This window comes from Actinacidiphila glaucinigra (assembly GCF_035918135.1).
Taxonomy (GTDB): domain Bacteria; phylum Actinomycetota; class Actinomycetes; order Streptomycetales; family Streptomycetaceae; genus Actinacidiphila; species Actinacidiphila glaucinigra.
Window position 1 is genome coordinate 117125 of the sequence record NZ_CP109145.1, and the last position, 21303, is coordinate 138427.

The 21303-nt window shown below is 67.3% G+C and carries 15 protein-coding genes and 1 pseudogene; 10 read left to right on the forward strand and 6 right to left on the reverse strand.

What is annotated here, in order from left to right; translation table 11 throughout:
* Positions 1-15 precede the first annotated feature (15 nt).
* Both OIE69_RS43770 and OIE69_RS43775 read right to left on the reverse strand, forming a co-directional pair.
* Positions 16-1203 (reverse strand): cytochrome P450, encoded by a 1188-nt coding sequence (locus OIE69_RS43770; RefSeq protein WP_326581691.1) that lies wholly within the window; start codon positions 1201-1203, stop codon positions 16-18.
* Between the two features lies 1 nt (position 1204).
* Complete coding sequence (locus OIE69_RS43775; RefSeq protein WP_326581692.1) at positions 1205-3199, reverse strand: carbamoyltransferase C-terminal domain-containing protein; 1995 nt, start codon at positions 3197-3199, stop codon at positions 1205-1207.
* 572 nt (positions 3200-3771) lie between these two features.
* Between OIE69_RS43775 and OIE69_RS43780 the strand changes: the two genes are divergently transcribed.
* Positions 3772-4908, forward strand: a complete 1137-nt coding sequence (locus OIE69_RS43780) for a hypothetical protein (RefSeq protein ID WP_326581693.1) — start codon at positions 3772-3774, stop codon at positions 4906-4908.
* Positions 4909-5548: 640 nt separating this feature from the next.
* Here the strand turns inward: OIE69_RS43780 and OIE69_RS43790 are convergent.
* Both OIE69_RS43790 and OIE69_RS43795 read right to left on the reverse strand, forming a co-directional pair.
* Positions 5549-6265, reverse strand: a complete 717-nt coding sequence (locus tag OIE69_RS43790; RefSeq protein WP_326581694.1) for a hypothetical protein — start codon at positions 6263-6265, stop codon at positions 5549-5551.
* Entirely contained in the window at positions 6255-6863 is a 609-nt protein-coding gene (locus tag OIE69_RS43795) for a hypothetical protein (protein WP_326581695.1), read from the reverse strand. Before OIE69_RS43795 ends, OIE69_RS43790 begins: the two co-directional genes overlap by 11 nt.
* 211 nt (positions 6864-7074) lie before the next feature.
* Between OIE69_RS43795 and OIE69_RS43800 the strand changes: the two genes are divergently transcribed.
* The 7 genes and pseudogenes from OIE69_RS43800 (at position 7075) to OIE69_RS43825 (ending at position 14259) form a co-directional block, all read left to right on the forward strand.
* Positions 7075-7419: a hypothetical protein gene (locus OIE69_RS43800; protein WP_326581696.1), complete on the forward strand. Its 345-nt coding sequence runs from the start codon at positions 7075-7077 to the stop codon at positions 7417-7419.
* 796 nt (positions 7420-8215) lie between these two features.
* Positions 8216-8437, forward strand: a pseudogene (locus tag OIE69_RS44920) (zinc-ribbon domain-containing protein); the annotation flags it as partial.
* A 21-nt stretch (positions 8438-8458) separates the two neighbouring features.
* On the forward strand, positions 8459-10447 hold the full coding sequence (locus tag OIE69_RS43805) for a zinc-ribbon domain-containing protein (RefSeq protein ID WP_326581697.1): 1989 nt from the start codon (positions 8459-8461) through the stop codon (positions 10445-10447).
* A gap of 942 nt (positions 10448-11389) precedes the next feature.
* Positions 11390-12022, forward strand: coding sequence for an AsnC family protein (locus OIE69_RS43810; RefSeq protein WP_326581698.1), 633 nt, complete (start codon positions 11390-11392; stop codon positions 12020-12022).
* 130 nt (positions 12023-12152) lie between these two features.
* Entirely contained in the window at positions 12153-12596 is a 444-nt protein-coding gene (locus OIE69_RS43815) for a hypothetical protein (RefSeq protein ID WP_326581699.1), read from the forward strand.
* Positions 12597-12763: 167 nt separating this feature from the next.
* Positions 12764-13648: a PIN domain-containing protein gene (locus OIE69_RS43820; RefSeq protein WP_326581700.1), complete on the forward strand. Its 885-nt coding sequence runs from the start codon at positions 12764-12766 to the stop codon at positions 13646-13648.
* Between the two features lie 245 nt (positions 13649-13893).
* Complete coding sequence (locus OIE69_RS43825; protein WP_326581877.1) at positions 13894-14259, forward strand: DUF4158 domain-containing protein; 366 nt, start codon at positions 13894-13896, stop codon at positions 14257-14259.
* Between the two features lie 16 nt (positions 14260-14275).
* Here OIE69_RS43825 and OIE69_RS43830 read toward each other — a convergent pair whose 3' ends face one another.
* Both OIE69_RS43830 and OIE69_RS43835 read right to left on the reverse strand, forming a co-directional pair.
* Positions 14276-15505, reverse strand: a complete 1230-nt coding sequence (locus tag OIE69_RS43830; RefSeq protein WP_326581701.1) for a hypothetical protein — start codon at positions 15503-15505, stop codon at positions 14276-14278.
* A 1090-nt stretch (positions 15506-16595) separates the two neighbouring features.
* The gene (locus tag OIE69_RS43835) at positions 16596-16874 is read right to left on the reverse strand and encodes a hypothetical protein (protein WP_326581702.1); all 279 of its coding nucleotides are present in this window, start codon (positions 16872-16874) and stop codon (positions 16596-16598) included.
* A gap of 120 nt (positions 16875-16994) precedes the next feature.
* On the opposite strand from OIE69_RS43835, the gene ligA reads away from it, so the two are divergent.
* Positions 16995-19016 (forward strand): NAD-dependent DNA ligase LigA, encoded by a 2022-nt coding sequence (gene ligA, locus OIE69_RS43840; protein WP_326581703.1) that lies wholly within the window; start codon positions 16995-16997, stop codon positions 19014-19016.
* A gap of 749 nt (positions 19017-19765) precedes the next feature.
* Positions 19766-20191, forward strand: coding sequence for a hypothetical protein (locus OIE69_RS43845; protein WP_326581704.1), 426 nt, complete (start codon positions 19766-19768; stop codon positions 20189-20191).
* The last annotated feature ends 1112 nt before the right edge of the window (positions 20192-21303 follow it).

Sequence of the window (21303 nt, forward strand, 5' to 3'; positions counted from 1 at the left end):
GTGTGTGAGGGCCGGTCAGCCGAGCAGGGTGACGGGCAGGTAGTCGTAGCCCCAGGTGCGCAGAGAACGGGACCGCCGCCCGGGACCGGCCGGGTGGAGCTGGGTCACACGCTGCGCCATAGCGTCAAGCAGGCAGGTGAGGGTCAGCCGCGCGAGCCAGGCGCCGAGGCAGTGGTGTGAGCCCATCCCGAAGGAAAGGTGGTGGTTGGGCTGGCGTCCGATGTCGATCCGGTCAGGGGCGGAGAAGATGCCGGGGTCACGGTTGGCGATCGGGTGCCAGGCTGTGATGCGCTCTCCGGCTCGGATGGTGGTGCCGCCGATGGTGAGGTCCTCGATCGCAGTCCGCATCACGTTCAGGCTGGGTGCGCTGACGCGCAGGACTTCCTCCACCGCGTCCGGTAGCAGGTGCCGGTGAGTGCGCAGCCGCTGCCACTGATCTGGCGCCGCGATGAAGGTGCTGGCCGCGCCTACCAAGGCTTGCCGTGTCGTCTCGTGCCCGCCGGCGAGGAGCAGGTGCGCGTTGTAGAGGATCTGCTCCATGCCGACATCCTCCTGCCTGTCGGCGCGCAGCCGGGCAAGTACTCCCTTACCAGTGCCAGGACGGTGCAGGAGCTGCCGGAAGTAGAGGAACAGCTCAGCGTTGGCTTCGGCTACGTCCTGCTGGTTGGGTTCCGTCGCAGGAAGCGGGCCGGAGCTGGAGCCGAAGGCCACGGCGGTCCACTGGGAGACCTGCTCGCGGTCGGCGGCGGGGATCCCGAGGATCAGGCCGGTCAGGGTCAGGGTCATCCGTGTGGCCACGGCCGTGGTGAAATCAACCTTTCCGACCTGGAGTGCGTCGTCGACGACCGTACGCGCCGTCTCGGCCAGCGGCTCCTCGACGAAGGCGAGGGCCTGGGGTGTCATGGCCCGGCTGAGCGCGGCCTTCATCCGACTGTGTGTACGGCGGTCGGACTGCACAAGCATCCGGCCACGGGCCGGCTGGTCGGCCTCGTGTAACTGTCCGACGTGGATGCCGTACTGGCTGGAGACCTGTCGCCGGTTCCGGTACAGCCAGACGACGTCGGCGTACCGTGTCAGTGCCCAGAACCCCTTAGGCTCCCCGGAGTTCCAGTAGATCGGGCAGTTGCGCTGCAATGCCCGGAGTTCCTCCAACCCGCCGGTAGTGGCGAACAGGTCCGGGTCGGCAAGGTCGATACCTGCCACGTCAGCCTCCGTGATGGGGGTCGTACTGCGCCATCGGCAGGTCGGGGGCCGTGTAGACGGGAATGGCGTCCCAGCCCAGCAGCTCCCGCCGGCGGAGGTCGAGCGCCATCGTGACCGCCAGGTCCGGCTGCCAGCCGAGGTGCTCGGCGGCTTCCCGAAGCGGGCGCTCACCATTGGCCAGGTCGAGCAGGAGCGCCTCCTCCGGGGCGAGACCGGTGGTGTTGGATCCCGGCATACGGACTGGTCGCAGATCCAGGCGCTCAGGGGCCAGGATTTCGGTCGTGCCGATGAACAGCCGGTCGAGCTGGCTACCGAAGAGGCAGTCGATCGCCTCCGCGGGGGCTTCGACGATCGGCTTCCCTCGGACGTTGAAAGAGGTGTTCAGCACCATCGGGATACCGGTCAACCGCGAAAACTCCTCGATGACCAGCCGGAAGCCGCCGGGCAGATCCGCAGCCACGGTCTGCAGACGGCAGGTGCCGTCGACGTGCGTGATCTCCTGCACCTGCGCGGCATGCTCGGGCCGGACCGGGCAGACGAGGAGCATGAACGGGCTGTCTTTGCACGGCAGCTCGAACCACGTGTGGGCCTGCTCCTGGAGGACCGAGGCCGCGAAGGGCCGGAAGCCCTCACGGAATTTGACGCGGGCGTTCAAGCGATCCTTCATCCCGGCAATCCCCGGGTGACACAGGATCGAGCGGGCTCCCAGGGCTCGTGGGCCGAGTTCTGCGCGGTCCTGGAACCAGCCGACGATCTCCCCACGTGAAACGGCGGCGGCCGCTGCTTCGGCAGCGCTCCGCTCGTCGATGTGGGTCACCGGCTCCAGCCCGGCCTTCCGCGCGAGAGCCTGAATGGCGTCCTGTTGGCCGGTGACCTGAGACGGTCCGAGATAGACGTGGGTCATCCGCGAGGCGAGTGCGGGGGCGGAGCGGCCGAGCAGGACACGGTCGGCGTACAGGGCCGCGCCGACGGCATTGCCGTCATCAGTCGCGGCTGGGAATACAAACAGCTCTTCGGGTTGCAGCTCTGCGGCGATGCGCGTGTTCAGGGCGCTGTTGAGGAAACAGCCGCCGGCCAGCACGAGGCGGCGGGTGTCGGCCTCGCGCATCGTTCGGTCGGCCAGCGCCAGGCATGCGGCCTCGAACTCTTGCTGGAGTTGGGCGGCAAGGTCGAAGTGCCCGTGGTCGAACGCGCAGGTGCCCCCGGACGGGCGAAGTAGGTAGCCGTCGGTGGTGCGGGTGGCGAAGCCAAGGTTGGCAAGGTGGTCCGCGGCGCCGTCGAACCGGATCTGGTCCCCGTCGATCTGGATGAAGAGCGGCTCTTTCGACAGAGGCTTGCCGTAGCTGGCCAGCCCCATCGTCTTTCCTGCGTCATCGTAGGTGGACCCGTGCTCGGCGAATCCGAGTGCAAGCGTGACGACCCGGTAGACCTCTCCAATGCCGGACAGATCGGACGGGATCCACAGGTCGCCATCCCGGCGTCGTCCGGCGATCCTGCTCGATGGACGCACCGTTTGCCACAGCAGCCGGGGCTCCCCCGTTGGCTGGAAGAGGAAGGCGGTTTCCTGCTCGCGAACCTTCGGGCCTATGCGCGAACCGTAGGCGTCGATGACCAGCGCTGCGGCCGGCCGGTCCGCTGGGCTGCAGTAGAACGCGGCGCTGGCATGGGCGAGGTGGTGCCCGGGGTGCGGTAGCGCCAGCGTCGACGCTGGGTCAGTGAGTAGCCCAAGGCTCTCCAGCAGCCCGTTCTCTTCACTCTGGCTGCGCGTCTCGGTTGAGGTCGCAACCCAGTGATCGACGTCCCCTCGGCCGAGGCCCTGGTCGGCGAGGACGCTGTCGATCAGTCGCGCCATAGCGGCAGGGTAGGCGTGGTGGGCAACCACGCCGCGCTTCACGCCGGTGGTGCGCTCCAGGGCTAGGGCCCCGCGCACTTGGCCATCCACGATGAGCGCCGCGGCGCTGTCGTGGCTCATGTTCAAGCCGACGATGACGGTCATGAGGCTCCTTTTGGGCAGGCGAAGAGCAGGCAGGCCCACCGACGTAACGACGTCCTGAGCGGACGTCAACCGAGTGGCTGCGGCCGCTCTTTGAGGGTGGAAGTTGTGCCTGACTCGCCGCTAGAGCCGGGGGCTGTGCAACCTGTGCAACCTGCTACGGCCTCTCCCTAGCGACCGCCTGCGGCAGGGACGATCGAGGCGCTTCCCGGAAACGGCCCAGGCCAATGAGCAACGCGCTGTAAAGTCACCGTCACCCTCTGGTGCATCTTCGTGTTGAAGGGCTGCCCATGGCTCGATCAACGGAGCTTTCTCCCAATCACCGGCTCGAACAACTGATCGCCGAGACTGGATGGGACACCGTTGGTGTTCTCGCCGACCGCGTAAGCCGGCTCCTACGCCAAGCGGGCAGCCGCCGCGTAATCCATCGCACTACCCCGTACAAGTGGCTGCAAGGGCACGTCCCGAGTGGTCCCGTCCCGGCTCTCGTAGTCCGAGCGTTATCGAGCGCCTTGGGCAGGGACCTCACTTTCGATGATGTTTGGGTCCACCGCGGTCCGACAACCGTCACCGAGGTGATCCGCGCACACGAAGGACTCGATCAACCTTGGGACAACACCGGCCTGCACCAGCTACTGAAGGAGCTGGACACAGTGCCCACACGCCGTGTAGTGCTGGCCGCCACGGGAACCGTCCTGACAACGCTGGCCTGGCAATCCCTCGCTGCTCCGCGCCCCCGCCTGACCGCCCCGGGCAAACCAACCACTGCCGTCCCCCCGTCTGCATTGCAGATCGTCGACAGCCTGGTAGCCGCCGCGCAGGCCGCCGACGACAGGGAGGGCAGCTCCGCCAGACAGACCATCCGAATGTCCATACCCGTCATCGTGAGGCTGCTCCAAGAAGGCGAGTACTCGCCCGAAACCGGGGCCCACCTCGCACGATCCCTCGCCCAGATCTGTCAGACCCTGGCCTTCATGCACCACGAGGAACTCGCGGCTGGCGCCTCCCAGCGCCTCTACCTCATGGCTTTGCGAGCCGCCCATGCCGCAAGCGACAGGGCCCTCGTCGCAAGCATCCTCGCTCTCATGTCAGGCCAAGCGGCTGACCATGGACAAGCCGCCGACGCCGTCCAACTCGCCGCTGCGGCCACAGAGGCAGCCGCGCACTCCGCCCCAAGCGTGCGTGCCCTCGTCGCCGCCCGCAAGGCCATCGCACACGCAAGCGCTCGCGAGCTCGACGCTTTCGAGTCATCGATCGATGACAGCAACCGCTTCTTCGAACAGGCAGCTCATCAGGTCGGAGCCCCCTCCTGGGCAGGCTATGCCGACCGGACCGAACTCGATGCCATCGCCGGACGCGGCCTCGTCCTGCTGGCCGCCAAGCGAACCGCTGACCCATTGATCGCATTGCCCCGGGCAGCCGAGCTCCTTCAGGCCAGGGCGCAGACGCCGTTGGGCGGCGACCACCAACGCTCCGCCCTGCGTCATGGAGCCCTGTACAGCCTGGCTCAAGCCCGGCTCGGCAACCTCGACACCGCCGTCGACGCGGCCGAGACCGCACTCACCCGGCTTCCGACCGTTGCATCCACCCGAAGCATGATGCTGCTACGCGAGCTTGCCTCTGTCCTTAGCCAACACAGCTCCGCATTCCCGCGGGCTCGCGCGATCGTGTACGAAGTCCATGACCATTGCCAGCGCCTTCGTCTGCGCTAGGCCCTGTCTGACAAAGATCATTCTGGAGGCTCGCGTAGCCACAGGATCACTAAAGCGAGGCTGAGTCCCGCGTGGTTGCGGCTGATGAGTTCAGCGAGCCAGGTGGCCATCGCCCGGAACTGCTTGAGCCGGCCATGCCGTCGGCACCAGGATCGGATCACCCTCGACGAATACGCCTGCCACCACACGGGCCGGGCCGGTGCGCGGCCGGCCCCGCCCGGAGTCGGGGGGATGCGGATGCCAACTGGATCTCATCCAGGTCCTCGGGCCGGTCATCTTGCATACCGGTCACGGGACGGGCTAGCGACGACAGCTGCCCGGCGCCGAGCCTCGCGGTGGCCTGGTTGCGCGAACACGGGGCACGCCCGTGTCTCGGCTTTGGCCTCACGGCTGCGGGCGCCGCGCTACGGTGGTCTCTCCCCGCTGTTGTGGGGATGGCCCGTTGACTGCATCGGTGGTTCCGATGGTTCGCATCGGTGGTGCTGCAGGGGCTACTCCCCGCGCGAGCGGGGGTGGACCGATTCTGATGGGTGAGCCCCGTCGATCGCGTCAGTGGTTTCCCGCGTGAGCGGGGGTGTCAACGTCGTGGGCCCGGTCACCTCTCAGGGTGGCCGGGCCCACGTGTGTGCTGGACAGGCGGCTACTCGAGGAGGTTCGCCACCAGGCGGGCGACGGCCTGGACGTCCAGCCGGGACGCTCCCTTGGTGCCGGCGTTGTTGGTGGCTTCGGCGTCCCACTCCCGGGGGCGTGCGTAGTGGCCTCCGGCGAGGACCTTGAACTGCGGCTCGCGGTCCTCGTGGAAGGTGACCAGCCACGCCGCGGCCTCGGGGTGCTCGCGCTCGAAGCGGATGGACTCCATCGTGGGGAGCAGGTTCCGCACCGGGACGTGCTCGGGGGTCTCCAGCGGCTGGGAGTAGACCGCGCGCACCAGCTGGACCGTGATGGGGTCGTTGTCCCGCTGGGCGGCGAGGTCCACGTACACGGTGGTGAGGCCGCCGCGGGCGAGGTGCCAGGCAGTGGTGCGGTCCGAGACCGCGTGCCAGCCGCGCGCCCACATGGCCTGGCGGAGCCGATCCCATACGCCTTCCCCGAACCCGGGGGCGCGCAGGTAGACCACGACGGGCGAGGCGGGTGCCTTCGGGGTGGGTACGTCGCCGTCCTCGGTGGGGTTGAGTACCGCCGTGATGCGGTTGCGGTTCTGGATGCCGAGGGCGCGGGTGATGTCCGCGACCCTGCGGCCGCCGGCGGCGTGGGCGTCGCGGATCGTCTGCTCGTGCACGGCCCTGGCGGCCTCCACGGCGTCGCGGGTGCCGCGCAGCCGCTCGTCCCAGGCCTCGGGGGTGGTGTCAGTGCTCACTGGTTCTGTCCTTGTCCGTGCCGTGGGCGGCCAGGGTGGCGTCGATCTCGGCGATGCGGGCGAGCAGGCGCTCCCGCTCCTCGCGCAGCGCGGCGACGTCGACCGTGGTCTCCACGATCTCGTATGCGCCCCGGTGGAGGTTGTCGAGGAGGGCGCGGGGCAGGTCGCGGATCTCGACCACGGTGTCGGCGAGGGGTTCCAGCGCCGGGTACTTCGTGCTGCCGCCCTGCCCGGGGAAGCCGCCCGAGATCAGGACCACGCCGACGCCCAGGCGTACGTCCTCGTCGCGGCTGCGGCGCGAGGCGATGCGGTGGCCGCCGAGGTGGAGCTCGCTGTCGCCCCTCCTCTGGCAGTAGTTGGAGATGTTCCAGCGGATGGTGACCTTGTCGGCCTCGTCGGCCGGGGAGCCGTCGGTGCCGAAGAAGTCGCGTGCCAACTCGCGGACGCGCTGCTCGTCGCGGGCGTCGAAGTGCCAGTAGCGGGCGGTGCGGTCCCAGCGTCCCCCGAGCTCCCTCGCGGCTGCCGGCAGTTCGCTGTTGTACGGGCTGACCAGGGCGACGCGCCCGTTGTCCAGGGAGATGACCCTGACGTCTTCCATGTGCTTCCCGTCTGTCCGGGGCGGGGACCAGCTCCCCCCGCGCGGTGTATGACGACCGTACATAGGTGTACGGCGTTCATACAACCCCCGAGAGGAACCGGGCTGGACCGGTCCCGGGTCGTCACGCTCTCGTCACACAGAGCGCCATGGGCCGCTCTCCGCCCGTACCGTGATGATCACCTTCACCAGACACACAATCCCTGGGGGGATCATGTCCGTTCGCACCGTGGCGCCCGCGCTCCTACTGCTCGCGGGGCTCGCGCTCACCGGCTGTTCCGGCAGCGACAGCAGCGCCGACCCCGCCCCGGCCGCCAGCTCCCCGGCCGCGCCGGCACCGACCTCCGCCCCGGCGTCGCCCAGCCTCACCAAGGAGGAAGCGACCGCGGCGTGCGTGGAGGCCGTCGCCCAAGTCGCAGCCGAGACCGAGGGTGCTGAGGTGCCGTCCGAGCCGGTCCCGGACGAGTGCGCCAGCCTCAGCGAGAGCGAGTATCTGGACGCCTACATGGACGGAATCCAGGAGGCGAACAGGAAGGCCCGCGAGGCGCTCGGCGGCTGACGGCGCACGTCCCACCGAACCGGTGGCGGGCTGTCGGCGACGTATGACACAGTGAGGACCGCTCCACTACCCGCTCACGCGGAGATGGCCCGTTGTCGATCCGCAAGGGGCAGGTGCTCCCCGCAGCCGCGGGGATGAACCAGGAGTATGGAGCGTCGAGACGGCCCCACACGCCGCTCGTCTCCCCGCCACGGCGGGGATGGAGAAGGCCCCCTCAGCGAGGGGGCCTCACTCATGCGTGGGCGCGGTCACCTGCCAGGACAGGTGCGGACTTCCTCGCAACGCCAAGTCGGCATGCCCGCCTTTGTGGGGTGCTACGTGAGTCGCAGGGCACAATCGGGCTCGCAACAGGGGCCACCGGGTAATCCGCAAACAGGGCGAAGCGCGGTTCCCGGCGAGGCAAGAAATGGTCCAGACCCGATTGGGCGAGGTGAAGCTGCGCGACGGGCTTTGTCCCTGTTCGATGGTCGACAGCAGCCCGGCGCGGCCCCCGACGCGCCGGGCTCCAGCGGTCCACGGTCCGCTGGATAGCGTGGAGCAATTGGAGTCTGCACGATCACTGGCGCACACGCATACTTCGACACCTCTGTATCAGTTAGGCAGACGCTGCTCAGGCCACGTGCCCCGGAACGGTCAGTGCTGGTGTGAATCCGGGCGCAAAAAGAACAAGCGTTGCGGCGATCCAGCGCGGAACTGGTACGCGACATGACCGACCTTCGCTCCCCGGGCGGCACGACATGCCGTTGCGGCGCTTGCCCAGGCCAGGATGTCAGTGGCGGTGCCTAGAGTCGGCTAGGTGCACAGGACTTCCCGGAAACTGCTCGCCCCCATTCCGGCAGACGCGACGGTAGCCGATTACCCGCACCTTGCCGCACAGCTGGATCCCGAAGCTGGCGAGGCCAGACTGATTCGAGCCCGAAGCGACCGTGACGTGTGGTGGCGGTGTCCGGTCGCAGAGGATCACCGATGGTCAGCACCTCCCAAGAGGCGTGCCGGTCAGGGCAGTGGCTGTCCCGCCTGCTCAGGGCGCCAGGCATCGGTGACGAACAGCCTCGCCGCCCTCTTCCCTGAGATCGCTTCCGAACTTGACAGGGACTCGCCTGCCACCGTGGGCCTGACTGCAGACCAGCTCGTCGCAGGCTCGCACAAGCGTGTGGGTTGGCGCTGCTCTGTCTGTGGGCACCGCTGGGAAGCGCAGGTCGGTCCCCGCACCGGCCGTCAGCAGGCGGGATGTCCGGCATGCGCCGGCCACGTCGCTACAGCGACCAGCAACCTTGCAACCTTGCGTCCAGGGATCGCGGCGCAATGGCATCTTCAGCGCAACGGCGAATTGCGTCCCCAAGACGTGCGACCGGGCAGCAGCAGGGCAGTGTGGTGGCAGTGCCCAGCGCACGAAGACCACGAGTGGCAGGCCGTGATCAACGCTCGCACCCACCCGTCCAATCCCACCGGGTGCCCTGCCTGTGCCGGGTACCAGCTGTCCGCCACGAACAATCTCACTGCGCGCTTTCCCGCCCTTGCTGAACAGTTCGACCCGGCCCTGAACGCGGGCCGCACACCCGACCAGGTGCTGGCAGGTACTCGCGAACCGGTTACTTGGCGATGTCCGGCAGGCCCAGATCACATCTGGAGCAGTGGCGTCGTCGAACGCACTGCAAACGGCAACGGCTGCCCATTCTGTGCAGGCCGTCGCGCTTCTGTGACCAACCACCTCGCCTCGCGGCCTGAGCTCGCCGCCGAGTTCGACCTCGAAGCAAATGCTCCCGACACGCCGCACACGCTCGCACAGAGTTCGAGGAAGAAGGTCTGGTGGTCCTGTTCGAGGGGCCCGGACCATCGCTGGCAGGTCTCCGTTGCCGTGAGGGCGAAGGCCGGACACGGCTGCCCGTTCTGCGCCGGCCACCGTGTGTCCGTCACGAACAGCCTGCTCACCAAATTTCCCGAAGCGGCGGCTCAGCTTGATCCGGCCCTCAACGACGGACTCACCGCGGATCAGGTCACAGCGACGGTCTCAAGGCTCGTCGAGTGGAGTTGCTCGCACGGTCATACCTGGCAAATGACGATCCAGGCCAGGACTCGAGCCCTCGCCACTGGTGCCGGCGGCTGCCCCTACTGCTACCCCTACGGTGCAAGTCTGCGTCAACTCGCCGTATCGTCGGCGCTCGCCCACTCGCTCCCAGGCCTCACCGTCAACGACCGCCCCGCGTCCATCATCGCCGCAGGACGGCCGCGACGCGTGGACATCACTATCCCCGCGCTGCACCTGGTGCTCGAGTACGACGGCGCCTTCTATCACGCCGGTCGGGAACTGCACGACGGCGAGAAGTCGAACGCACTCCGCAAGGCGGGGTGGCAGGTCGTCCGGCTGCGGGAATCGCCACTGGACCGCATCGACAGTCAGGACCTTCCCGTGCGGGTCACGGCACCTGCGTACGCCGATGAGCTTGTGCCGGAGATCCTGAGCCACCTGCAAAGCGTCCTGGACGAGACCAGCGTAGAGATCCTGCAGCGGGAACTGCATCGGCCGTCACCGGACGGACGACCGGCATGGCAGTGGTCAAACCCTCCCCCGAGGTTCTTGGACGCTCTGCAGGCTCTCCAAGCATTCGCCGAACGCGAGGGCCACGCCCTGCCCCCCTCGGATCACGTTGAAGGAGACGTCCTCCTCGGCCGCTGGGTCATGCGCCAGCGACGCATGCACCGCGACCGCAAGCTCGCCCGGCCTGAGCAGCAAATGCTCGAGGGGCTACCAGGATGGTCGTGGGACTGGCGCGAATACCGGTGGGACCTTTTCATCACGGCCCTGACCAGCTTCGCTGACCGTGAGAGACATCTCCAGGTCCCGCAAGGCCACCATGAGGGGGACTATCCACTCGGAGCGAAGGTCGCCCATACGCGGGGCGCCCATCGCAGTGGAAGGCTCTCAGCTCAGCGTCAGGCCGAACTTCTCACACTGCCCGGATGGACATGGGAGCCCGACCGTCGAGGTCGCCACGCCGACGGTCCCACGCAACTGACGGCCTTTTGAGGCCGCCATGCGGCCGGCAATCTGGCTAACCTGCCGCGTAGGAACCGCTGCTCACGACGATCGCTCAATGTCGCCGCTCTCGGTGCACTCAGACAGGCGACGCCCCCGCGTCCGGGGCCGGTTACCCGCTCACCCCATCGGCAGTTGTCCCAGAGGTCGTCGCACGTCGGCTTGTGCCGCAACTAGACCTGCGACTGCTGCGTCGGCACGGTCCGTGCCAGGTGTCAGGGCGCGCAACAGCCTGCACTGCGACATTAGTGCCGTAACGGCGAGCTGCCTCGAACAGCCGCTGCAGGATATGCAAGGCGCGCGGGTCGAGCTGGCCGATCAGCGCGCTCCATGTGCGAGTTGCGGAATCGAATGCGGCAACGGACCGCAGCAGGCTGCGCTGCGCTTCGAAAGATGCAGGATCAACCGTTGCCGAGACGGCAGTGACTCTGAGAACCCACTGCGGTGGCGCCGTTTGGCCTGGGCTGGGAGTCGTCATGAGTTCGACCGTAGCGCTGTTGACTGACACCCGGACAGCCCCAGGCCTCTGAGGTGTGGACCGCGAGGCGGCGAGGTTCAGCGATGGTCGAATGTTGCTGGCCGACCGATCGTGGTGTCGTCTCGGCAGCTTTGCGGGGGTTGCTCACCTGGGGTTTCGCCAGGCTGGTGTCTCCGCGCATCAAGACTGCACTATGGGCACCCATCTGCTCCCGCGTGGCTGACACCTTGTGATCTATCGGTAAGGTGCCTTACCGTGAATCTGGTAAGTCACCTTACCGAGAGGGGATCCCATGGCTTGGCGGTTCACCCGCAAGTCCATGCCGGCCGAGGCTCACATTTCCGTGCACGCCAAGGCCCAGCCGGGAAGGCTGCCCGCACGTCGCCTGCTGACGTCGACCCCGCCCGCTTACCAAGCCGAGATGTACGGCCGTGACTGATCAGGGAAGGACCGCCATGACCGAACGCCCCACCGCCGCCCACGACGCTCACCACCTCGGACGAATCCGCCTGGAGCACCTGGACTCCACCCACGCCGGGCACTCCCCGGTGCAGAAAGGAGCCACGGCCCATTGGGCGGACGGCACAACTTCCTATGTACTGCACACCCGCAGCGGGGACGCCCACGGCTGGGCGGTGGCGGACGAGACCGACACCGCCATCCGCGCGATGGACGCCCTGCGGGCCGGGGAGGACATTACCCCCGGAACCCTGCGCAACGCGCTCCGGGACGTGAGGCGACTCCGTGGCCGGTTGGAGGCCCTGGAGGCCGAACTCATCCTGTACGCGCGGGAGGCTGACGCCGATGGTGAGCCTCGGCTCCCTTTCCGGGCGATCGGTGAGGAAGTCGGGACCACACACCCCGCGGTCATGGAGCGTCACCGCCGTCTGTCAGCCGGAGAAGTCCCCTATTACCGGAACTGGCTCATCCAGGGAACCGTCCGGGTCCGCCTCGGTGCCGTGACGCACGCCGGGCAACCGATGCACGGGGACTGCACTATCTGCGGGGAGCCGATCACCGAGGGCGTAGCGATGGCGGCCCGGGGCGGCTACGCGCACGAAGCCTGCCACCCCCTCGGCAACCGGTGATCGCGGGCATGTACTCCCTGGACGACTACGCGGCCCCCCGGACCGCATTCGACAGCCCCCTGTCCCTGTTGTGCTGCGGGGGATCGCCCATCACGAGGCCGCTCACGCGGGCGTGGGCACGCACTACGGAATGACCGTGGCGCGGCTGGAGATCGCGCAGGCCGCCGACCAACACGGCGTGACCGGATGGAGCTGGGGCACGACCTGGCGGCCCTCCTGCCCGAACGCCTTCCACTTCGCCACGCAGGCCGCGGCCGGTGAGATCGCGGACCGCCGGCAGATGGTGGAGGCCTACGGGATCGACCCGACCGAGGCGGCCCACCTGGCCGGCTCCACCCACGACCGTGACCAGGCAATCGCACTGCTGGCCGCGGTCGGGTACCCGATCGCCCTGGAGGGCCCGGCCCCCGAGGGCGGGGGCACGTGGGAGCAGGTGACCGAAGCCGCCGCGGTGGTCGTGGCCGAACTGTGGGAGCCGATCAGCCGGACCGCCGTCGCGCTCCTGATCGCACCCGGCTACAGCCTCCCCGGGGAGCGCGTAGTGGACATCCTGCGAGGCGGTGAGGCGCTGTAGGTCGCGTCTTCCTCGGCTGGCTGCTCGGAGCCTCGCTGACGTCGCGGTGGCCAGGCCGGTCCCCACGCACGAGGTGCATCGGACTTGCCTGACATGCCGTCTGGTGGGCGCCCCCAGTGACTGGGAAAACACCCCCTCGTCCCTGCCTGTTCGGCATCATCGGCAGCATGGCCCACAAGCAGCCCGCCCCATCGTCGTACGCAGACCGCCTCATCGGGGAACTCGACACGATTGCCACCGAATTCCATGCCATCCTCGCGGACTCCTCTATCCGCCCACGGAACCTGGAGAGCGCGGGCATGGTCGTGATGACCGCGAACCGGTGGGCGTGGGATATCAGCAGTGCTGACGGCGAGGCACGCAGAATGGCATTGCTTCAACGGCTGCGCGACTGGGGACCCCGGTTCCGCCTGTTGTTCCCTCACCCCACTCCCCAGGTGCAGCACAGCCTCGATGACGGCCTCGGACTCTTGGAGGACTGGCTGGTGCGCGCCAACAGGGCGAAGCATCACCCTCCACGGGACCTTCCCACCGCGACACAGAAGGCGGCCGCCGCTGTAGCGAAGCTCCAGGCGCTCGCTGACTTGCTGCCCGCCGACGACTGGCATGTGCGGGTTGTGGTGGATACGAACACGCTGCTCGACGACCCTGACGTGACGCTTTACCAGAGCGAACTCGGCCCTCGGTACATGGTTCACCTGTTGCCGGTTGTGCTGCGTGAGATCGACGACAAGAAGCGAGACGGCCGGACGCAAGACCTGCGTGAGGCCGCCAAGCGAGCTGATCGCCGGCTGAAGGGATTGCGCCACAACGGCGACGTGCTCGTGGGGGTTCGGGTCGCCGGCGAAGTCCATGCCGTCTTTGAGCACATCGAGCCACGGGGAGACGGCCTGCCGGATTGGCTCGACCTCAACGTTCCCGACGACCGTTTCCTCGCCTCCACGCTTCTGCTGCAATCGCGACACCCTGGGGCGCGGGTGTACGCCGCTACCAGCGACATCAATCTGCAAACCAAGCTGGCCGCGGTGGGCTTGCCGTTCGTCGAACCCTGATGGACTCGAAGCCCTCGTGTCGGCAGACGTCTCCTGCAACGGCAGAGCCGGCACCGGGCTGTGGAACATCGATGTCAGATCGTGCGCCAAGCCCTCTCCGGGCTGATTGGGCCTTTGGCCTGGGGTGATCGAGCATCGGAGCCTTCGCGGGTCGTTGCTGTCGATCTTCGGAGAGATGTTGTGGCGGTCGAGTTTCTGACGGGTGAGCAGGCGGCTCGGGACGGGGGCCTTCAAGGGCGGCGGAGCTGGAGCGGTACTTCTTCCTTGACGACTCGGACCGGGAGTCGGTACAGGCCAAGAGGTGTTCGCTTAACCGGCTCGGGTACGCGGTCCAGCTGGCGAGCGTGCGCTACTTGGGCCGGTTCATACCGGACCCGCGGCAGAGGCCAGCGGTGGTCGCCGAGTATCTGGCCGAGCGGGTGAAGATCGCGGACCCGTTGTGCCTGAAGCTGTGCGGCGACTGGGACGGCACGGCCCGTACGCACGCCGGGGAGATCCAAGAGGCCAAGGGCTGGAGGGACCTCGCTGAGGCGGGCCGAGTTAAGCGGGTGGCCGGACGCGCGGGTGTGGACGACCGGCGATGGGCCGAAGGCGCTATTCATCGCTGGTGAGGCTGCACCCAACGTTTTATCGCTTGACGCGACTCCGGATTGCCAGGGCGCCGAGAGCGAGCAGCACCGGCTCGGAGACCCGTGAGACCATCTCGATATAGTTGCCCGCCGTCGTCAGATCCTGACCACTGGATCGGAAGACCACCGAGTCAAGGGTCATCCTCAGCGCCTTCTCGAACCGTCTCGTCGTGAAGCGGCTCTCAGTTGGGTTCTTGGGGTCATCCTTGTCAATTTCGTAGACAATCTGCCCGCCTCGAGAGGGCAGGACGCTGGTCGCGGTCTGCTTTGGCGGTTCACTCGGTAAGCCAAATCCCATCATGAGCAGGACTGTGATTGTCATAGCCACAACCAACCAGCAGAGAGCCCGGGAGGCACGTAATCCGTAGCCCGAGAGCAGCCAGTACGCCTGCAATAGCCATCGCTCGGCCTCGTGCCATCGGTGGCTGAGGCGACGCATCTCCATCTCACCGTAATAGAAATCTGCGGCCCCCGGTTCGTTCTTCGTGTCCTCAAGGGATTTACGCAACTCCCGATACAAAATGGCGATGTGCTGAGGGCCGGGGTGAGCGCCAAGGCGGGGGATTATGTCTTCCGGATTCGTGAGCTCCTGCCAGCCATCCGCCACAGCACCCGGTTGATGCGCGCGCCAGTGATGCTCCTCCGCCAAAGTCCGGCGAGCTGTCCAGTGACGAGGTACTGGCAACAAGCGCAACCTCTTCGGCACGGAGGCGAATGAGCAGTTCCCGTGCATTCTCAATTGATCCAGATGGAAGGCGCCAGCGAATGTGCAATCGGACAGGTCGATATCTGTCAGCATGAGGTGTGAGGCGTCGACCCCTCGCAGTGAGCGCAACTGAACATTTGGGTCACCAGAGACATTAGCTTCACCCATAGGGCGATTAAATGCAGCAATGAAAGGTTCCGCGCTCGCGGAAACCGAAACAGGATACTCGAACGAGGCATTAGTGAAATCGACCGAAGCGTACCTTAGGCGGAGGGTCGCAGTCGATGACCATTGACTATTGTGGCACAGCACGTACGGTGCGGAAATCTCGATCGCCGCGGGAGATCTGAACTGCGCGTGGGCAAAAACCGCCCGCTCGGCGCAAATCAACGGCCCTATGTGAGTATCTACGGATTCAAACCGCACATCTGAAAAGAATACCCCCCCATAGGATCCGTCGATATTCAATGCATGCCCTGCAAATATTGCCCCGGCGAACGTAATATCCGCTTCGCAGGTCACGTTGAAAAGGTAGGCGCTATCCGAGAAGGTCGCTCTCTTGAACTGCGCAAACCCCCCGAAGTGAACGTGGTTGAAGCAGGCAGAGACGAAACTTGAACGATTAAAATTTGCCCCACTAGGGAAAGTTGCTGCTAGGAAATTTGCCGTTTTGAAAGCCGGATCTCCGGAAGCGTCTCGAACCGCGTCCAGAAGCCGTGCCAGGAGAGGTTCATCAATGCGAGTGCCTCGCAGGTCGATATCGGCCCCTGGTGCTAATCCTCGCAAGTACGCGTCCTGCTCTGCCGGCTCAAGGTGCGCTAGGCACGCCATATGGCCAGGCAGCCGTATGCCTGTGCAGCTCCCAGGGTGACTGCCGGGCATAGCTTCAAGACCGCAGTACTGCCAGTCCGGCTGGGTTAGGTGGTGTGAGGGCATGGGCACGTCGATACCAACGACGCACTGCTTCACGCGGTTCCGGCAGTAGGGGCCGGATGTCGCCCGGGGCCCACAGCCCAGTGAGCTCGGCGATTGCCTCGGGTGAGGGTTTGAAGTACCGCTTCACGTTCTCCGGTTTGCTGTGCCGGGACTTGGCCATGAGCATCAGCAGGCTTGCGCTGGCCTCGCCGAGGTGGGTGAGGCCGGAGTGCCGCCACTCGTGCAGGTCCCAGCCGTTGCCGGCGTCCCGGAGACGGCGGTCTGCCGCAGATGATAGAGCGTCATCTGTGGGAAGACTTCAGACCGCCTCCGCCGCCAGCGATCCGCTAGCCACTCACCAGGGCTGACGGGGGCTTAGCGCACGATCTGACATCGATGTTCCTCGGACCCCGGCCCGCCGATAGTCTCACGCTGCAACACTGGGATGGTCAGTCCGGGAGCAGGTGGCCCAAGGGTCCCGCATCGTCGGCCTGTATGGCGGGAGCGACTGCAACCGCGGTGTCGATGAAGCGTGGCCCTCCCCAGGCGCCCGGGCATGCCACGGGCCCTTCTGTGCGTTGGTGCCATATCGGCGAGCCGCTTCGCTGAGCTGGGACAGAATGCTCAGGGCTCGCGAATTGAGATGCCCGATCAGCCTGCTCCATGTGCGGGCGGGTCGCGGGCCGCTGCGGATCCTTTAAACCGTGCACGCCCCAGTCGCTTCCGACGTCTGCCAATCCTGTGGCCACGGCTTGAGCACTTCGTGGTTGCCTGCGGTGTCCTTCACCAGCTGGATGAACACGTCCGCTCCGTCGCCGTACAGCCCGACCCAGTCGCGAAAGGTGTCGAACGCCGTCTTCGGCTTGGTCCACTCCCCTGTGACCTCGCCACCGCCGGGCCGAAAGCGAAGAGTGACGAGATACACGGCAGCGGACGTGGTGCTCTCGGGCACCGCGTGCGCATCGGTCACCATCATCTCCGTCTCCCAGGCGAGGCGCCATCTCTTCAGGACTCCTCTCCGGCATCGCCCCGACCCGGTGGCCCACTGGTGCAGCAGCGGACAGCACTGTCCGACCTGTGCGCGAAGATGCGGCGCATGACGACAGTAACCCCTGCTCCACTGGCTGACCGCACCGCATATCACTCAGCCGTCGACATGGCCCTGGGCGCTTGCGCCGCCTACTACGGCGACGGGACGAGTCCGCTCGACGACGCCAGCTACGACCTGCTGGCCGGCCGCATTCGCGCCTACGAGCTGGAGTACCCCGAGGACGTCCGGGAAGACTCTCCCACCGGCAAGGTGGGCGGCGGTGCGGCCCCGTCGGGCGATGTCGCGCACACGGTCCCCATGCTGTCCCTGGACAACGTCTTCAGCGCGGACGAGCTGTTCAAGTGGGAGGCCTCCCTGGCCCGCCGGCTTGGCGGGCCCGTGGCAGGTGGCTACGTAGTCGAGCCCAAGCTGGACGGGGCGGCGATCGCCGCCCGCTACGTCGATGGGCGCCTGGTCCAGCTCGTCACCCGGGGCGACGGCGCTTTCGGTGAGGACATCTCGCACGCGATCGGGTCGATTGTCGGTCTGCCCTTGGAGCTGGACAAGTCGGCGACGTTCGAGGTCCGCGGGGAGGTCTTGCTCACTCGCGAGCAGTTCGAGGCGGCCAATGCGATCCGACTGGCCCACGGGGCGAAGGTCTTCTCCAACCCGCGCAACGGCACCGCTGGCACGCTGCGGGCGAAGGACCGCCCGTACGTGATCGAGACGACCTTCTTCGCTTACGGTGTGATCGGCCTGACCGGAGACACGCACGAGGAGATGATGGCGGCGGCCGCCGCCACGGGGGTGCAGACCACGGCCGCCACGCCTGCAGGCCTGCGCGTGTATGCCTCGGTGGAGGAGGTCCAGTGCCGCGTCCAAGAGATTGCCGCAATGCGTGCGGAGCTCCCGTTCGGGATTGACGGTGTCGTGATCAAGGCCAACGCCGTCGCCGAGCAGGATAAGGCCGGGTTCGCCACCCGTCATCCGCACTGGGCCACGGCTTACAAGCTCCCCCCCTCGGTTCAGCGTTCGAAGCTTCTGGCGGTGGAGTGGAACGTCGGCCGTACTGGCGTCATCGCGCCGCGGGCCGTGCTGGAGCCGGTCGAGGTCGACGGCAGCGTCGTGCAGTATGCGACCTTGCACAACCCGAGGTTCATCCGCGACAGCGGCTTGATGATCGGCGACACGGTGGGGGTGTTCAAGGCGGGGGACATCATCCCGCGCGTGGAGGCACCCGTGGTGGAGCTCCGCACGGGAGCGGAGTCGCCGATCGTGCTGCCCGAGGCATGCCCGAAGTGCGGCGGCGAGATCGACACCTCCGGCGAGCGGTGGGAGTGCGCAGGCGGCGCGGGTGGTGGATGCGGGCTGCTCGCCGCACTGCGCTATGCAGTGGGCCGCGACCAGCTCGACATTGACGGCCTCGGCGTCACCTATATCGAGGCCCTGGTCGACAGCGGCGCCGTGACCGACGTCGGCGACCTGTTCACCCTCCGCCTTGAGCAACTGGTCGACGCGACGCGCAGCGAGAAGCGGGCCGAAACCGTCCTAGGGCAGATCGAGGCAGCTAAGGCTAAGCCGCTGAGCCGGGTCTTCTGCGCCCTGGGCGTGGTGCGCACCGGCCGCACCCTGTCGCGGGAGATCGCCCGGTACTTCGACACCATGGACGCGATCCGGGCCGCGGACGCCGACGCTCTCGCCGCGGTGCCGAAGCTGCCCGGCGCCAATGCCCCGAAGATCGCCGCGCACATCGCCGCGCTGGCCCCGGTCATCGACAAACTGGTCGCAGCGGGCGTGAACATGACCCAGCCGACGCTTCCCGGAGCGGCCGAGGGCGGTCCGCTGACCGGCGAGGTCGTGGTGATCACCGGCGGCATGCACGGGGCGCTCGCCGGTAAGAACCGCACCGAGATGAACGACCTCGTCACCCAGGCTGGCGGATCTTCCTCGGGCAGCGTGTCCAGGAAAACCACCATCTTGGTCGCGGGCGAAGGCGCCGGATCGAAGCTCGCCAAGGCGCAGGAACTGGGAACCAGGATCCTCACCGAGCAGGAGTTCGCCAAGCTCGTCGCCGACTACCTGACCTAGGCGGAGAGGCCAGCTGCCTGGGCGCAGCGCCCGCCATCGCCAATAAGGAGGAGCCCCTGAATGGCGAATTCCAGGGGCCTTCTCTGGCAAGTCAATCAAGGCTCAGCACCTCGTTGCGGTGACGTCAGCAGCTGCTCGGGCGAGGCGCGGGTCAGTGCTGATGTCAGGCGAAGTGGTCCAGCCGCCCGGCAAAGGTCACACGCAAGAATGGCTCAGCATGCTCGGCCCAGCTCTTTGGCGCGGCAGCGAACGCAGACAGCCCGGGTCGGTAGCGCGCTCCTTCCGCACGGTTCACCGTCCCAGCCCTCACACGCTCGCTGACCCTGTGCGCTGGTTGCGTCGATGACTGCTCGAGACCTTTCCGGGCAGGGGCACGCTTCGCATGTCCCTAGCGCCGGACATTCGCTGTTCTGGCACCCGATCCTTACTTCCGGCCGGCGGCGCGCTGAGGTCGTCGTCTTTGGTTCGTGTGGGGTCGCGTCGGGGGGCAGGATTGCCTGGACTGCGGCAATGCGGGTGGTCAGGAGATGCTGAGCCGTGCGCTGTCGGGCGCGCTCTGCGTTCCTCGCTGCGGCCTTCTTCGCGGCCGCTAGGTCGGCGTACCGATGCGCCACTCGCATCGTCGCTTCGGACGCTAGCGTCGCTTCCCGGTCCGCCGTCCCGCTGCGAGCCAGATTCGACAGTGCCGAGAGCCGGTACGTGGCCGCCTCGGTCTCCACCGTCAACCGTGCCAGCAGGGACAGCGTCTCGTGGGTTGCTCCGCGGGCGGTGGCGTCACTGAGCGCCTGGTCCAGCTGGGCGCGGAGGATCTCCTCGTATGCCGCGCGGACCGCCACAACGTGCATGTGCCGGTGCTCAGGAACGTGGGAACCTTCAAACCCGGCTTCTGCAGCCGCAGCCGCCAGTGTCGCGTCGAGGATGGCCCGCTCCGCGGCCTTGCGATTGCCACAGGCCGGGCACATGCCCGCTGCTTCGGGCCGACCGCAGTCCGCGCACGGTTCAGCGCGACGCGCCCGCTGTGCTGCCTGGGCGTCTGTACGAGCCTGCGCTACGGCCTCTGCCCGCCGGTCCCGTTCGGCGACGGCGCGCTGGTGACGGGCGTCAGTCTCGGCTACCTGCACCGCAAAGGCCTCGTGCAGCTCGTGCTCGTAGGCTGCGCGTCGCTCTGCCGTTGAGGCGCGCGGCACGGTGGTGACGTTGGCCGCAACGCGGCTGCGGACGCCACGGCGGTCCGCAATGAGGGATCCGCAGGCCTCGCAGGGGCCGGAGGTGTCCATCCGTCGTCCGTCATCGCAGCGTAGGTCGCTGCATCCCGGTCGTCGTCGCAGGCCCCTGCCGCGGAGCCAACCCACGGGGTCAGTGACGGCATCTGGGCCGCCTTGCTCCGACAGTCTGCGCAGAAGGCGAGCGCCCAGCACCTGGCCAGCAGCCGGGGTCCCGGTAAGCCCGGCAATGGCCGCAAGCTCGCGCCGTGCGGCCGCCACGACTGTGGCTCGGGCCCCGGGGCGATCAAGGCGCGCCCACAAGGGCTCTACCTGCGCGAACACCGCCTCAAGATCATACGGAAGTCGGGGAGGCTGGTCCGGTAGCTGACCGTGTGTGCGCCCGCCAACGACAACGCGGGCGGGCGGTGTGCGGCGTTCCACGTGGTCGGGAAGTTGTTTGCGGCCACCCCGTTGATCGGAGGAGTCCTGGTGCTTGTCCCCGCGAAGCGGGTCCTGCTGACCAGCGGAGCGCTGGTGCTCGCCTGGTCCGTCGACCACCGGTGCGAGGCCCTCGCGCGTGCACGCGCAACCCGGCAGACCACAGCACCCCAACGGCTCTTCGCCGGAAAAGCCACTCTCATCAGCATCTTGGGGTACTACCTGAGCCACTGGCGCGTGGAGGGTGTGAAGGGCTGCCGTACCGTCGGGCTCTGCGCTCCGAGTTTCACGGCGGACGCGTGTACCACTGACCTGCACATCTGTCGCCGCGTCGGATGGTGCACTAGGTCCTGCCGTAGCGTCGGGGTCCGCTGGGACAGCACCGACAGCGTGACCGCGTCCTTCCAGCAACCAATCACCGACGACAAGCCCATGCGCTCGCGCCACCGCCGGGACCAGCAGCCGCGACCGGTTGGCCAGACCGGAGGCAGTCTGCCGCCGGACCCTGGCCACAACTCCGGCCGCCTCGAGCCGCTCCAGAACACGTTCACCGGCCGAGGCGGAGCTCCCTAGCAGCCGCGCCATCGTCGCCGCTGGACGCCCACGCCGGATCTCGATGGTTCCCCCGCAGAGCGGAACACGCC

Excerpts from the sequence above, each read along its gene's own strand:
- OIE69_RS43775 (WP_326581692.1), bottom strand. The coding sequence starts at position 3,199 with ATGACCGTCATCGTCGGCTTGAACATGAGCCACGACAGCGCCGCGGCG.
- OIE69_RS43795 (WP_326581695.1), bottom strand. The coding sequence starts at position 6,863 with ATGGAAGACGTCAGGGTCATCTCCCTGGACAACGGGCGCGTCGCCCTG.
- OIE69_RS43800 (WP_326581696.1), top strand. The coding sequence starts at position 7,075 with ATGTCCGTTCGCACCGTGGCGCCCGCGCTCCTACTGCTCGCGGGGCTC.
- OIE69_RS43810 (WP_326581698.1), top strand. The coding sequence starts at position 11,390 with ATGACCGAACGCCCCACCGCCGCCCACGACGCTCACCACCTCGGACGA.
- OIE69_RS43815 (WP_326581699.1), top strand. The coding sequence starts at position 12,153 with ATGACCGTGGCGCGGCTGGAGATCGCGCAGGCCGCCGACCAACACGGC.
- OIE69_RS43820 (WP_326581700.1), top strand. The coding sequence starts at position 12,764 with ATGGCCCACAAGCAGCCCGCCCCATCGTCGTACGCAGACCGCCTCATC.
- OIE69_RS43835 (WP_326581702.1), bottom strand. The coding sequence starts at position 16,874 with ATGATGGTGACCGATGCGCACGCGGTGCCCGAGAGCACCACGTCCGCT.
- ligA (WP_326581703.1), top strand. The coding sequence starts at position 16,995 with ATGACGACAGTAACCCCTGCTCCACTGGCTGACCGCACCGCATATCAC.